This is a genomic window from Salinibacterium sp. NK8237, from assembly GCF_015864955.1.
Classification (GTDB): Bacteria; Actinomycetota; Actinomycetes; order Actinomycetales; family Microbacteriaceae; genus Rhodoglobus.
The window spans coordinates 2,047,120-2,060,702 of sequence record NZ_JADYWE010000001.1 but is presented as its reverse complement, the minus strand read 5'-3'; the positions used below and the strand labels follow the sequence as shown (position 1 = coordinate 2,060,702).

Annotated in this window: 15 protein-coding genes; 5 read left to right on the top strand and 10 right to left on the bottom strand. The window is 61.8% G+C overall.

All coding sequences use genetic code 11. The annotated features are described in order from the left end of the window. Positions 1-12: 12 nt before the first annotated feature. The gene (locus I6E56_RS15335) at positions 13-1,128 is read left to right on the top strand and encodes a diacylglycerol kinase family protein (protein ID WP_197137764.1); all 1,116 of its coding nucleotides are present in this window, start codon (positions 13-15) and stop codon (positions 1,126-1,128) included. Here I6E56_RS15335 and pheA read toward each other — a convergent pair. Both pheA and I6E56_RS15330 read right to left on the bottom strand, forming a co-directional pair. After that, the gene (pheA, locus tag I6E56_RS09955) at positions 1,112-2,077 is read right to left on the bottom strand and encodes a prephenate dehydratase (protein ID WP_197137762.1); all 966 of its coding nucleotides are present in this window, start codon (positions 2,075-2,077) and stop codon (positions 1,112-1,114) included. The genes I6E56_RS15335 and pheA overlap by 17 nt on opposite strands. 24 nt (positions 2,078-2,101) lie before the next feature. Further along, positions 2,102-2,914: a M15 family metallopeptidase gene (locus I6E56_RS15330; RefSeq protein ID WP_197137760.1), complete on the bottom strand. Its 813-nt coding sequence runs from the start codon at positions 2,912-2,914 to the stop codon at positions 2,102-2,104. A gap of 76 nt (positions 2,915-2,990) precedes the next feature. On the opposite strand from I6E56_RS15330, the gene I6E56_RS09945 reads away from it, so the two are divergent. Further along, the gene (locus I6E56_RS09945; protein WP_197137758.1) at positions 2,991-3,275 is read left to right on the top strand and encodes a GNAT family N-acetyltransferase; all 285 of its coding nucleotides are present in this window, start codon (positions 2,991-2,993) and stop codon (positions 3,273-3,275) included. Between the two features lie 4 nt (positions 3,276-3,279). Here I6E56_RS09945 and I6E56_RS09940 read toward each other — a convergent pair whose 3' ends face one another. From I6E56_RS09940 to I6E56_RS09920, 5 genes are read right to left on the bottom strand one after another with little or no spacing between them, the layout of a single operon-like run. Continuing rightward, the gene (locus I6E56_RS09940; protein WP_197137757.1) at positions 3,280-4,035 is read right to left on the bottom strand and encodes a heme ABC transporter ATP-binding protein; all 756 of its coding nucleotides are present in this window, start codon (positions 4,033-4,035) and stop codon (positions 3,280-3,282) included. Continuing rightward, complete coding sequence (locus I6E56_RS09935; protein WP_197137756.1) at positions 4,032-5,090, bottom strand: iron ABC transporter permease; 1,059 nt, start codon at positions 5,088-5,090, stop codon at positions 4,032-4,034. The genes I6E56_RS09940 and I6E56_RS09935 overlap by 4 nt, the downstream gene beginning before the upstream one ends. Further along, the gene (locus I6E56_RS09930; protein WP_197137755.1) at positions 5,069-6,118 is read right to left on the bottom strand and encodes a biotin/lipoate A/B protein ligase family protein; all 1,050 of its coding nucleotides are present in this window, start codon (positions 6,116-6,118) and stop codon (positions 5,069-5,071) included. The genes I6E56_RS09935 and I6E56_RS09930 overlap by 22 nt, the downstream gene beginning before the upstream one ends. Positions 6,119-6,151: 33 nt before the next feature. Continuing rightward, a complete protein-coding gene (locus I6E56_RS09925) occupies positions 6,152-6,613 on the bottom strand; it encodes an HIT family protein (protein ID WP_197137754.1) in 462 nt (153 codons plus the stop codon). Further along, complete coding sequence (locus I6E56_RS09920; RefSeq protein WP_197137753.1) at positions 6,614-7,540, bottom strand: alpha/beta hydrolase; 927 nt, start codon at positions 7,538-7,540, stop codon at positions 6,614-6,616. 112 nt (positions 7,541-7,652) lie between these two features. Here I6E56_RS09920 and I6E56_RS09915 point away from each other — a divergent pair, with 112 nt between their 5' ends. Further along, positions 7,653-8,069 (top strand): MarR family winged helix-turn-helix transcriptional regulator, encoded by a 417-nt coding sequence (locus I6E56_RS09915; protein WP_197137751.1) that lies wholly within the window; start codon positions 7,653-7,655, stop codon positions 8,067-8,069. Next, complete coding sequence (locus I6E56_RS09910; protein WP_197137750.1) at positions 8,066-9,403, top strand: MFS transporter; 1,338 nt, start codon at positions 8,066-8,068, stop codon at positions 9,401-9,403. Before I6E56_RS09915 ends, I6E56_RS09910 begins: the two co-directional genes overlap by 4 nt. On the opposite strand, the gene I6E56_RS09905 is transcribed toward I6E56_RS09910, so the two are convergent. Genes I6E56_RS09905 through I6E56_RS09895 form a run of 3 tightly spaced genes read right to left on the bottom strand, consistent with a single transcriptional unit; the run spans position 9,400 to position 12,838 of the window. Then, positions 9,400-10,248 (bottom strand): transglutaminase family protein, encoded by an 849-nt coding sequence (locus tag I6E56_RS09905; protein ID WP_197109069.1) that lies wholly within the window; start codon positions 10,246-10,248, stop codon positions 9,400-9,402. The two genes, I6E56_RS09910 and I6E56_RS09905, sit on opposite strands and share 4 nt — an antisense overlap. Then, complete coding sequence (locus tag I6E56_RS09900; protein ID WP_197107043.1) at positions 10,245-11,177, bottom strand: alpha-E domain-containing protein; 933 nt, start codon at positions 11,175-11,177, stop codon at positions 10,245-10,247. The genes I6E56_RS09905 and I6E56_RS09900 overlap by 4 nt, the downstream gene beginning before the upstream one ends. Continuing rightward, on the bottom strand, positions 11,171-12,838 hold the full coding sequence (locus I6E56_RS09895) for a circularly permuted type 2 ATP-grasp protein (protein WP_197137748.1): 1,668 nt from the start codon (positions 12,836-12,838) through the stop codon (positions 11,171-11,173). The genes I6E56_RS09900 and I6E56_RS09895 overlap by 7 nt, the downstream gene beginning before the upstream one ends. Before the next feature lie 85 nt (positions 12,839-12,923). Between I6E56_RS09895 and I6E56_RS09890 the strand changes: the two genes are divergently transcribed. Further along, positions 12,924-13,568, top strand: a complete 645-nt coding sequence (locus I6E56_RS09890; RefSeq protein ID WP_197137746.1) for an alpha/beta hydrolase — start codon at positions 12,924-12,926, stop codon at positions 13,566-13,568. Positions 13,569-13,583 lie beyond the last annotated feature (15 nt).

The following is a 13,583-nucleotide window of genomic DNA, read 5'->3' as shown; positions in this document are numbered from 1 at the left end:
TAGCGTTTATCTGTGCCCACCCCTCGAAACTCAAAGCCTAAAGTTGCGGTTGTTTACAACCCCATCAAGGTCGATCTTGCCAAGCTCAAAAAGATCGTCGGTGCTGCCGCTAAGGCCGCCGATTGGGCTGCCCCTATCTGGTTTTCAACAACGATTCAGGATGCCGGACAGAACGTCACCGGCAGTGCTATCCGACGGGGCGCCAACGTTGTCATCGCGGCGGGAGGCGATGGCACCGTGCGCGCCGTGGCCGAAGCCCTCGGTGGCACCGGAGTCGCATTGACTGTTGTCTCGGCGGGCACCGGCAACCTCCTTGCGCGCAACCTTGACCTGCCGACGGGCAGCATCCGCGACAGCGTTGAGCTGGCTTTCCACGGTGCAGACCACGCTATCGACCTCGGCATGGTCGAAATCGTGCGGGACAACGACGAACACGAAACGCACGCGTTTTTGGTAATGGCGGGCCTTGGGCTCGACGCCAAGATGATCAAGAACACGAGCACGAAGCTGAAGAAGGCTGTCGGCTGGTTGGCCTACGTTGATGGCATCGCGCGATCTATCCCCGAACTGAAGCCCGTGAAACTGCGGTACAGCGTGGATGGCGCCCCCAATCGGTCGCTCAGTGCGCACACCGTGATCATCGGCAACTGCGGATCGCTGCCGGGCGGGCTGCTGCTGATGCCCGAAGCGCAACCCGACGATGGCATCCTCGATATGGCCGCCCTTATCCCTCGCGGCCGTTTCGGGTGGCTCAACATTTGGAACAAAATCGCGTGGGAAAACGGTGTGTTGCGCAAAAGCGCGATTGGTCGCCGCATCATCGATCTCTCCCAAGACGTGCGTGATGTGCGCTATGCCAAGGGCAGCGACCTCAACATGATCGTCGACACCCCGGAAGAGTTTCAGCTCGACGGCGACGACTTCGGTCTTGCCAAGTCAGTACACGCCTGGACTGAGCCGCGGTCGCTGATTGTGCGGGTTCCGAAGACTCACACCCGCGCCGAAGTGAAGGCTCACTCCAAGGCTCAGTCGCTGGCACGCACGACCGCCAGAGCGAAAGCCCGTTCGACTGCGCGCACGAGCGCCCTGGAGAAAGCGCGAAGCAAAAAGGCTAAGGCTCGCGAGTAGCCGACGGCTCACTGGTAGTGATGGCCCGCAACCAGTCGCGTGCCTCCACGAAAACGTCGTTTCCATAGCGCGGCGTCACTGTCGTGGCAAGTTTGTCTGCCCGCGGGTAGCTGCCCAAGAAAATGACATTCGGGCTGAACCGCTTGAGGCCGAGCAGGGCATCCGCTACTCGCTCATCGAGGATGTGGCCCTCAAGGTCGATGACGAAGCGATAGCGGCCGAGTTCATCACCAATGGGTCGCGATTCGATCAGGCTCATGTTGACGCCGCGCGTGGCAAATTGCTCGAGCATTTCAAGCAAGCGACCAGGAGCGTTGTCGGGGAGTTCGACGATCACGCTCGTCTTGTCAGCACCTGTCCGCTCGGGCAGCGCCGTCTTTGACGATACGAGCACGAAGCGCGTTACTGACTTCTGATTGTTAGCAATGTTCTCGGCGAGGATCTCAAGCGGGTAATGCTCGGTGATTCCGGGCGGGGCAACGGCGGCATCCGCAATGCTGTTGCCGAGCAGCGTAGCCGCGGCCGCAACGTTGGAGGTCGCAGGAATGTAACCGTGCTGGGGCAACTGGGCGTCGAGCCAGCGCCGCGTTTGTCCATAGGCGACCGGATGCGCGTTGACCGTTGTCACGTCGGCGAGCGCCGTGCCCGGCCGGGCGACAAGCACGAAGTTCACGGGCACCAAGTATTCGCCCATGATGCGGAGGTTGGGAGTAGTCGTAAGCGCATCCTGCGTCACGCTGACGCCACCATCGATGGAGTTTTCAATCGCGATCATGGCGGCAATGCTGCGACCGCTCGTGACGTCGTCGAGCGCCTCGCCAACGTTGTTGACGCTCTTCCAGTGCGCGCCGACCGCCTCAGGAACCTGCTTCAGTGCAGCCTCGGTGAAGGTGCCAGCGGGACCCAAGTAGCTGTAACTCACCGTGTCGGGGCTAGGCGTCGAAGTCATGACACGAGTTTAGGGTGCCAGCGGCTAGCCGTAGTTCGGTGCCGCCGGTAGCCCAAAGAACTCTTCCATAGTCTGGATGCCCGTCTCGTGCATTTCAGTAGAGAGAACGGTACCGACATACCGAAAGTGCCACGGCTCGTAGGCGTAACCAGTGATGTCGGTTTTTCCTTCGGGGTACCGCAGAATGAAGCCGTATTTCCAGCTGTTGGCATCCAGCCACTGGCCCTCAGGCGTGTCACCAAAGCAGGCGATGAGCGTGCAGTTAGCAGGCACCGCGTTGACGTCAATGGATAGCCCCGTTTGGTGCTCGCTGTGTCCCGGTCGCGCACTTAAGCGGTCAGCTTCTTCTTGACCAAGGTTTGAGACCCAGCCCGCATAGACGCTCTCTTGCGACCAGTAGCTTCGATAAGAACTCTGTGACTGCATTTGCAGCCCAGTTTCGTCGTAGTAGGCCGTGAACATTTCAACAGCCGCGGCAGCAGCATCCGGAGTCAAATAGGGCTCATAGGCGTATGCAACGTCAACAAACACCAGGCTGGGTTCATAGTCGATCGGGCTCAGCGGACGAAGCTTGTTCGCCACCACCCACAAACTGCTCGGGTCGTCAATCGAGAACTGGGCCTTGTCGAATGTTGGCGTAGGCGTAGGAGTAGGGGTCGGAGTGGGGGTTGGAGTCGGAGTGACCGAGCGGGTTGCGGTTGCAACCGGTTCCGGGCTCGGTTCAAGCGCAACAAACGAGACCACTGCGGCAATGACGATCAGAACCGCGCCCGTGACGGTGATGATGATCAACCGGCGGTGCGATCCGCCGGGATTGGGGGGAGGAGAATCAGACACCCATCGATACTATTCCCATGTTTTGACGCGCCGCAGAACACGTCCACACCGAAGAGACCGCGACTAGGCTTTGGTCATGGCCAGCGAAGTAATTCACGACCCCGCGATGCACCGGTACGAGTTGCTTCTCGATGGCGTGCAGGTCGGGCTTGCCGATTACCAGATGCGAGACGATGAAATCGTGTTCGTGCACACCGAGATCGATCCCAAGTTTCGTGGCCAGGGCCGCGGTGGCGACCTCGCCCGCGGTGCCCTCAATCTGGTGCGGGCCGAAAGCGAAGCCCGAGTCGTGGCCAAGTGCGAGTTCATGGCCAAGTTCGTAGCCGACAACCCCGAATATCGGGATCTACTCAGTCGCTAAGCCCTTACCGGCGCGGAACGACCACCGGATGCCCGCCCACGTCGTGCAAGTCCACGGCGAGGCCGTACACGCGCTCTACGCGCTCGGCGGTGAGCACCTCGCTTGGAGTGCCGATGGCGTCGAGCGTGCCGTTGGCAATCAGCGCGAGTCGATCGGAGTAGGCGCCGGCGAGGCTGAGGTCGTGGAGTACAACGACGACGGCACGACCGTCAGCGGCCATTGATCGCGCCACTTTCATGACGTCTTCTTGATGGCGAAGGTCGAGGGCGGCGGTCGGCTCATCCAAGAACACAACGGGGGTGTGCTGAGCGAGCACTCGCGCAAGGGAGACGCGCGCCTTTTCACCGCCCGACAGCGTAGTGAACCGGCGCTCGCTCAAGTGGGCAACATCCGTGACCGCAAGAGCGTCGTTGACGACGGCAACGTCGTCGCGGCTCTCGAGCGATCGCGACCACGGGCTCCGGCCCATGGCCACCACTTCAGACACCCGAAACGGAAAACTAACCGTGTTCTCTTGAGTGAGCACGGCACGCAAGCGGGCGAGCTCTGCGTGACGGATGCCGCCAACATCCTGCCCATCAATGGTCACGGTTCCGCTGTCTGGCTTGCGGTCGCCGCTCAACACTGAGAGCAGCGTCGACTTTCCGGCGCCGTTCGGCCCGACAAGTGCGAGGACTTCGCCGGGAGCCACATCGAGACTGACGTCGTCGAGGATGGCGCGGGAGTCGAGCCGGACGCTCACGTTGCGTGCGCTGATCATGCCCAGCCTCCGCTCTGGCGTCGTTGGCGGAACAGGAGGTAGAAGAAGAACGGGCCACCAACGAGGGAGGTGAGCAGGCCAATCGGCAAGTCACCGCCGGGCACAACCGAGCGGGCGAGCAGGTCGGAGAGCACGAGCAGCACTGCGCCGCCGACAGCGCTGGCAATGATGAGCGGGCGATGGGTCGGCCCAATCGCCATGCGCATGGCGTGCGGCACAACGAGACCCACGAAGGCGATGATTCCCACGAACGCGACGGCCACGCCGGTGAGAAGAGCGACGATCACGATCGACACGATGCGGAGGCGCTCAACGTTCACACCAAGGTGGCGGGCGTTGCGCTCCCCCAATGCGAGCAAGTCGAAGGGGCGCGCGAGCACCACGGCGGCAACAAGGCCGATCGCGGTGACGAGAGCGACGATGAGCACTTCGCTCCAGCGCGAACCGTTGAGCGAGCCCAGCTGCCAAAACACGATTTGTTCCCGGCTGCCCGATTCGGCGACGAACAGCAGGAACGCGAGGCCGGCGCCAGCGAAGGCATTCACAGCGATACCGGTCAACAGCAGCGTCACTACTTCGGTGCGGCCGTTGGCCCGCGAGACGAAGTAGACGAGCAGGGTCGCGAGCAGCCCGCCGACGAAAGCGAAGAGCGCAATCGCACTGTCACCGAGCGCCGCAACGCCGATAACAATGGCAATGGCGGCGCCCAAAGCGGCACCGGCTGAGACGCCAACGACTCCAGGTTCGGCCAGCGGGTTGCCGAAGATGGCTTGCATCACAGCACCCGCTACGGCGAGTGCTGCACCCACGACCATGGCCATCGCAATCCGGGGAAAACGCACCACCCAGAGCGTGGATTCCACGATCGAATCCGTGGGCGCCCAGGCGTTCTGGATGCCGAGCGAGCGCAGCAGGGATCCGCCAACTTCGGCAGGGCTCACCGGAAGTTGCCCGAGCACAGCCGACGCCACGATGCCGCCCAGCAGCAGCGCGGCAAGGGTGAGCGTGAGGGTCAGGCCGCGGAGGGTGGTGTTCACGGAACGCGCTGCAACCATTCTTCAGTGCCGAATTTTTCGGTCACGAGTTCTTCAGCACGAGCGATCTCGTCACCGGTCAATTCGCTCTCGGTGAGGCCGTGCAGCCCGCGGAAGGTGGCAACCATGGTGTCGATGATGTCGGCGCGTTCCATGCCGGTCTGACTGCGCAGCGGGTCGACGCGTTTGGCGGCAGACTTGGTGCCTTTGTCGCTCATTTTCTCGCGACCGATGCGCAGCACCTGCACCATCTTTTCGCCATCGATGTCATAGCTCATGGTCACGTGGTGCAGCACCGCACCGGCACCGAGACGCTTCTGGGCTGCTCCGCCGATCTTGCCGGTCGGGCTCGCGATGTCATTGAGGGGTTGGTAGCTGGCGTCAATGCCGAGCGACTTGAGGGCGATGATGACCCACTCGTCGAGGAAAGCATAGGAGTCGGCGAAGGTCATGCCCTGCACGAGCTCGACCGGCGCGTAGATGGAGTAGGTGATGACGGTGCCGGCTTCCATAAACATGGCGCCACCACCGGAAATTCGGCGAACAACCTCAAAGCCGAACTTCTTCGCGTTCTCGAGGTCGACTTCGTTGCGTAGAGACTGGAAGCTGCCGATGACAACGGCGGGCTTGTCCCACTCCCAAATGCGCAGAGTGGGTTGGCGGCGACCCGAGGCAACCTCTTCAGAGAGCACCTGATCCATCGCCATCTGCATGCGCGGTTCGAGAGGGGGCCCGGTGACGATCTGCCAGTCGTAGTCTTTCCAGGTTGTGGCACGTTGCAGTGCACGACGGATGGCCGTGGCCACCGACTCGGCGGAGAAGCCGAGCATCACGGTGCCCTCGGGCAGCGACTGCTGAATCGCGGCCGTGATGGTCTTCGCGTCAGAGTTGGCGGGGAGCCCGTTGATCGCGGCGTTGATGTCTTCGAGGGCATCATCCGGTTCAAGAAAGAAGTCGCCGGCGAGCCGGAAGTTGGTGATGGCGTCGTCGACAACGTCGAGATCGACCACTACGAGTTTTCCACCAGGCACCTTGAATTCGCCGTGCATCACTCACCCCTGTCTAGTTGTACCGAATCCAGCCTACTGGGCAGTGTCAGCCTGCGGAATTGACCAGTCGAGCGGCGGCACGAACTCACCATGACCGTGCTCGATCATGCGGGCCCGCAATCGCCGAAAAGCTTCGTCGAGCGCCGCAGCACCCGGGTCGCGATCAATGCCTGTGTGGCTGTACTCATACACATTCCACGACGGCCAGACGTGCAAGTGCGCGTGCGGCACCCGGTAGCCCTCGAACATGAGACCGACCCGGTCGGCATCCCACTCGTCACGTTGGGCGAGACCGATGAGCCGCCCGACCCGGAAGATGTGCATCGCGAGATCTTCGTCGAGCTCGCTCCACCGATCAACCTCGAGGCGCGGAATCACCAGCACATGGCCTGGCTTGCGGGGCTCGATCGTGAGAATGGCGAAGACACGGTCATCCGCCCAAATAAAGCGCCCGGGCGAACGACCGTTCAGAATCTCGGTGAAAATTGATGCCATTTATTTGGGCTCGGTCGCCTCGGGGTGAGCCGGCGGAGGAGCTGGCGCATCAGGGTGCACGGGTTTGAGCCGAGCATCGAGCCACACCACTAGATCTTTGATGACGTCGTCTTTGTTGGTCTCGTTGAAGATTTCGTGGCGGGCGCCCGGATACACGATGGCCTCAACGTCGGTGAGCTTGGAGCGCACCACGTAGTCGGCGGCGAGCGCCTCAATGCTGGCTTCACCGCCGAGCGAATCTTCGTCACCGATCATGATGAGAATCGGGATGTCGCGCTTGAGATGTTTGGCCGGGCGACCGAGCAGACGCATGCCGTCGATGGGGCCGAAGAGTTTGAGAGCATCCGCGTAGAACGTCAGCGGATCGTGCACGAAGTCGTCGGCGACCTGCGGATCGCGGCTGAGCCATTCGTAGCCCGTGGTGCCAAGGTCTTTGTGCTTGGAGTTGAGGTTGCCACTGTTCATGTGGGCAAAGGTGCGGTGTGCGGTGCCGGTGAGGATCGCGACTTCGTATTCGTCGGCGTGGTGGTTCAGCACGTCTTGCACCATGAGGGAGCCCCACGAATGGCCGAGTAGCGCCAACGGAAGGGTGGGGTTTTCGGCCCGAATGATTCTCGTGAGGTCGCGGATGTTTTCGGTCGCCGCCCGCAGGCCGCCCTTGCCGAGCTTGCCCAGTTTGCTGGCGTCGCCCGCGTTTTGGTCGAGCCCGGTTGCACCGTGCCCACGGTGGTCGTCGGCATAGACCGTGTAGCCGGCAGCGACGAGCGCCTGGGCGAGGTATTCGTAACGGCGGGCGTGATCGCCGAGGCCGTGCGTGAGCTGAAGCACCGCATGGGCTTTGGGCGACTGCCACACGTAATAGTGGATCGTCACTCCGTGGGCATCCGTGTAGGAGTGATCAGTTCGTGGCACCGTGAACTTGGGCATTGATGGGCCTCCTTGCTTCGTCCATTCTATGGCGGCGAAGTTCCAAGCAATATGGGTAAAGCTGGCCAAACTCACATTTAGTTAGCAAGACTAATTTGCTAGACTAACGAAAGTGCCAGACAAACTAGACGACGAGCTTCGCATCACCCTCATGCGACTCGCACGCCGCATCCGCCAGCAGCGTCACGACGACACTCTCAGCGACAGCCAGCTCTCCGTTCTCTACGTTCTTGCTCATCTCGGCGGCAGCACCTTGGCCGCCCTCGCCGAGCACGAACGCGTCACACCGCCCTCGATGAACCGCACCGTCAACTGCCTCAGCGACGAAGGCCTGATCACCCGCTCAAGCTCGCCAGACGACGGCCGCAAATTGCTCATTGAAGCTACGGATGCCGGAGTCGAGCTGGTCGACAAGACCCGCCAGCGCCGCGCCGAGTGGTTCGCCGCCGAACTCGCCGAACTCGACCCCGACGAACTTGATGCACTGCGCACGGCCATTCCCGTTCTACTGAAGTTGGCCAATTCGTGAGCGCAATGTTCCGCTCGCTTCGCCTCTTCAACTATCGCCTCTGGATCATCGGTGCTGTCGTCTCCAACACTGGCGCCTGGATGCAACGCACCGCCCAAGACTGGATCGTACTCACCGACCTGACCGATTATGACGCCGCTGCTCTCGGCTTCACGATGGCGCTGCAGTTCGGCCCGATGCTGCTGCTGATGCCACTCACCGGAATCATCGCCGACCGATTCGACCGCCGCACCGTGCTGCTGTGGACCCAGTTCAGCCAGTTTGCTCTCGCTCTCGGGCTCGGTATTCTCGTGATTTCGGGTCACGTGCAGTTGTGGCAGGTCTACGTGTTTGCGCTGCTGCTCGGAGTCGCGACCGCGATTGATGCCCCCGCTCGTCAAGCGTTCGTCTCAGAACTCGTGAGTGACAAAGACCTTCCCAACGCGGTGGCGCTCAACTCGATGTCGTTCCAGACCGCGCGCCTCATCGGGCCCGCCGTCGCGGGCGTGCTCGTCGCCGCGATCGGTGCCGGGCCGGTCTTCATCGTGAACGCAGCGTCCTTCGCCGGTGTGCTCGCCTCGCTCTGGTTCATGCGGCGCGGGCAGCTCTTTCCGGTGGCCAAGCTTGGCCGAGCGAAGGGCCAGATTCGGGATGGGCTGCGCTATGTTCGCGGACGGCCAGACATCCTGATTGTGCTCGTCATGGTCTTTCTCGTCGGCACCTTCGGCTTCAACTTTCCGGTCTTTATCGCGACCATGTCCACCGGAGTCTTTGGCAAGGGAGCGGCCGAGTTTGGGCTGCTGTCGTCGATGATGGCGGTCGGGGCAGTCGTCGGCTCCCTGCTTGCGGCCCGCCGCGAGCGCGCCCGCTTCGGAGTGGTCATCGTGGGTTCTGCCTTCTTCGGGCTCGCCTGTCTACTCGCAGCTTTCGCCCCCAGCTACTGGACGTTCGGCGCCGCCCTCACGATCATCGGCGTCTTCTCGCTGACCATGATGACCACCGCCAACGCCTACGTGCAGACCTCAACCACGCCCATCATGCGCGGTAGGGTCATGGCGCTCTATCTCGCGATCTTCGCGGGCGGCACACCGATCGGCGCCCCCATCGTCGGCTGGGCAGCCAACGAACTCGGACCCCGCTGGGCACTCGGCATCGGTGCCCTCTCCGGTTTGCTCGCCGCTGCTGCCGCCATCATCTGGCTCGTCTACAGTCGCGGGATGCGCGTGGGCCGCGTGCCCGAAAGCCGCTTCCGTCTGCGCTTGCGCTTCCCACCCGAGCCCACGCCCGATGAAGAGCGTGAGCTCGCGACGCAAGAGATCGCGATCGTGGAAACCACGACCCGACGCACCAGTTAGGCCTCGCGGGTAATCTCCACACTCACGAACAGCTTTGAGCCGAAGGGGCCCGCATACACACCGCGCAGCGGCGGCACGTCGTTGTAGTCGCGGCCGCGACCCACGAGCACGTGCCGGTCACCGATGTCGATGAGGTTGGTGGGGTCGTAGCCACGCCACTGCCCGTTGCAGAACCATTCGATCCACGCGTGGGATTCCCCGACGACCGTTTCACCAATCGCGGCATCCGGTTTCGGGTGCAGGTAACCAGACACATAGCGGGCAGGAACGCCGACGGAACGCAGCGCGCCCAAAGCGAGATGCGCGATGTCTTGGCAGACACCCTTGCCTCCGGTCCAGGCCTCTGTCGCCGTCGTCGCTACCCCAGTGACGCCGCTCATGTACTGAATCGCGTTACCGATGGCCATCGAAATTTCGAGGGCACCAGCACACGCATCATCTGACTTTGCTGCGATGTCTTTCGCGAGCGCAATGACTTCTGCCGGAGGTTCGGTGCGCAACGTCTGGCTCAAGTTCTCTACAGCTTCCATCGAGAGCTCGGCCGTGGCTGCCATCTCCGCCCAGCCAATGGATTCGGATTCGTGGGTGCGCTCGTGAACCTCGACCAGACTCGTCGCAGTGAGCGACAACTCCTTGTGACCCGTCAGCACCTCGAACGAGGCAACGCGGGTTCCCCAATAGTCGACATAGTTGCTCTGGCTCGAGAGCGGCAAGATATCCAAGTTGGAGAACAACACGAGTTGACCCTCAACACTGGCAGGAAGCATCCGCGCCTCGTTATAAGAGGCCGTGACTTCTCCGCCGTAGCTAAACCCTGTGGAGTGAACGATCCTGAGACGCTTCATGAGATCTCTCCAACCCACTCGGGAGCAGCATTCGTGGGGAAGTAGCGCTGACGCACTGCCTCCGAAGCCGCACTCGTTGCTGCCTGCACACGATCCATGTGGTGCGGCAGGTCATCCAAAATTTCGGCAATCGGTCGATATTCGAGCTCACTGCGGATCTTGCCCAACAGTCGCTGAGCATCGTCGCCGACCCCCACCCGGTTCATGCGGCGCGGCTCAAGCTCGCGCATGCAATCCTCTGCCCGCGACACCGAGAACAGGATGCTGCGCGGGAATAACCGGTCAAGCAGCAAGAATTCTGCCGCATTGCTGGCACTCGGCACACCGCGGTAGGTGCGCAAGTAGGGCTCATAGGCGCCACACGAACGAAGGATGGTCGTCCACGACGGACCACTTGCCTCTGTGAGACTGCGGGTGGCCAGCAGTCGCGCCGTCATGTCTGCGCGTTCGAGGCTGCGACCGAGCGTGAAGAACTGCCACGCTTCGTCCCGGCTCGTCGCGGACTCGATGATTCCCACGGCAAGAGCGGAGCGTTCGCGAACCCACGCGAAGAAGTCGCTGACTTTGTCTCCGGAAATGCGGCGCGGCATCCGAGCCTGGGTCGTGTTGAGGCACTCCCATAGTTCGGTCGACACGATCTCGCGAGCACGACGAGCGTTTTCGCGAGCAGCGCCCAAGGAATAGGCAATCGAGGCCGGTTCGGTGCGGTCAACCGCGAGGATCGAGAGCACGTCTCCGCGAGTAAGAACAGCATCGGCCGGAGCCTCGCTGCCCATCACGCTCAAGAGCGCACGGCAGGCGTCGTCTTCTTCAATCCACGGGTCTTCGAGCAACAGCTGAAGGTGAACGTCGAGGATGCGGGCGGTTCCGTCAGCACGCTCAATGTAGCGCCCGATCCAGAACAGTGATTCTGCAATGCGGCTCAGCATGATTGACCTCCCTCGGTGTCGGCACTCTGCTGTTGCTGCTCTTCTTGACGTTGACGCTGAGTGAGCGTTCGTGTGCTGTCCTGATCTTCAACATGGTCAGCGTGCTCGGCTGCTTCGAGAAGCATTTCGGGCGTGATGACCGTGATCGCTTCAGTATCGGCCTGACGTTCGACCAGACCCTGAAGCGTGCTCTCGGACACTTCGACCTTCTCGCGACCGACGACCCAGGTGTCTTTCGAGCCACCACCCTGCGAGCTGTTGACCACCAGTTGCCCCTCGGGCAGGGCGACGCGAGTGAGGCCACCCGGCAACACCCAGACATCGTTTCCGTCGTTGACCGCGAACGGGCGAAGGTCGGCGTGACGCGGTCGCATGCCGTCATCCACGACAGTCGGAATCGTCGATAGCTGCACTACCGGCTGCGCAATCCAGCCTCGGGGATCCTTGAGGAGCTGCTTCTTGAGCGTCTCCAATTCAGCTTTGGATGCCGCCGGGCCAATCACGAGACCCTTACCGCCAGAACCATCAACGGGCTTGATCACGAGCTCATCAAGACGGTCGAGCACTTCTTCAAGTGCACCCGGATCTTCGAGGCGCCACGTATCAACGTTCGGGATGATCGACTTCTCACCGAGGTAGTACTCGGTGAGATCGGGCAGGTAGGTGTACACAAGCTTGTCGTCGGCAACACCGTTTCCGACCGCATTGGCGATCGTGACGTTTCCGAGGCGAGCCGCGAGCATCATGCCCGGGCTGCCCAACATCGAGTCGGCACGGAACTGCAGCGGGTCGAGGAACTCGTCGTCAACCCGGCGATAAATCACGTCGACGCGGGTGGGACCCGCGGTAGTGCGCATCCAGACCCGGCCACCGGAGCAGAAGAGGTCACGCCCCTCCACGAGCTCGACGCCCATGAGGCGGGCGAGCAGTGTGTGCTCGAAGTACGCGGAGTTGTAGACACCCGGAGTGAGCACAACGACGTTGGGTTCATCCACGCCGCCTGGCGCACTTGCTCGCAGTGCCTGCAGCAGCTTGTGGGGGTAGTCGCCGACGGGGCGAACCCGCATCGAGACGAATAGTTCGGGCAGCGTCTGTGCCATAACTCGACGGTTCGAGATGACGTAACTCACGCCACTGGGCACGCGCACGTTGTCTTCGAGAACGCGCCACGCACCAACTTCGTCACGGATGAGGTCGATACCGCTGACCTGAATCCGCACGCCATTAGCCGGCTCAATACCGGCCGCCTGCCGATGGAAGTGGCTGGATGACGTGATCATGCGAGCAGGAATCACACCATCTTTGATGGCATTCTGCGGCCCGTAAATGTCGGCCAGGAATGCTTCGAGCGCTCGAACGCGCTGCTTGACTCCTGACTCCACCTGTTTCCACTCGGAGAGGTCAATAACTCTGGGAACTGCATCCAGAGGAAAGGGTCTCTCTTCGCCAGCAAAGTCGAAGGTAACGCCCTGGGCGAGGTAACTGTCGGCGAGTGCTTCAGTACGTCCGCGCAACTCTTCTTGCGTCATTTGCGCCAGCGCGTCATGAATCTCGCGGTAGGGGCGACGTATCTCGCTATCGGCAGAGAACATCTCATCCCACGCGGCTGGTCCGGTGCGTTTGGAGGCGCTTGATGTGTATCCGTCAAACAAATCTGCCATGTACAGACACTAGGCCGATTGAAACAGTTTCGCTCGTACGTGCGTTGATTCAGCCGAAATGTCTCGCACAATTTACAGTTAAGTAATGGCTTCCAACCTCCCCACAATTCTTGTTCTCCCCGGCGGAGGGTACTCGCGACTTGCACCCCACGAAGGCGAGCCCGTTGCTGCCTGGTTGCGATCGATTGGCTGGAATGCTCGCGTCGTCGAATACCCCGTTAGCACGAAGCATCCAGCCCCTTTGCTGGCAATTCAGTCTGAAATTGCAAAGGAACGTGCGCTAGGGGCCCCTCTCGTGGGCGTTTTGGGCTTCTCCGCTGGCGGCCATTTGGCTGGTCACGCCGCCGTCGCGCCCGTCGCTAAGCCCGAGGAACGCCCCGATTTTGCAGTGCTCAGCTACCCCGTTGTCAGCATGGTGACGCCGACGCACGCCGGGTCTCGCGAACAGCTCATCGGGTTGGATGCCAACCACTACCTTCGCGAAGACACCTCGGTCGAGCTGCTGGTGACGCCCGAAACCCCACCCATGTTCATCTGGCACACCGCCACCGACGAGCCCGTTCCGGTCGGGGAGCACTCCTACCCGCTCGCGGCGGCACTGGCTGCGGCCGGAGTGCGCCACGAACTGCACGTTTTCGCTGACGGCAAGCACGGCTTGGGCCTTGCAGAAGGCACACCAGCAGAAGCGTGGCAGGCGCTCTGCGAAATCTGGTTGAGCTCGCTGCGTTAGCTGCTAGCCGCTAGC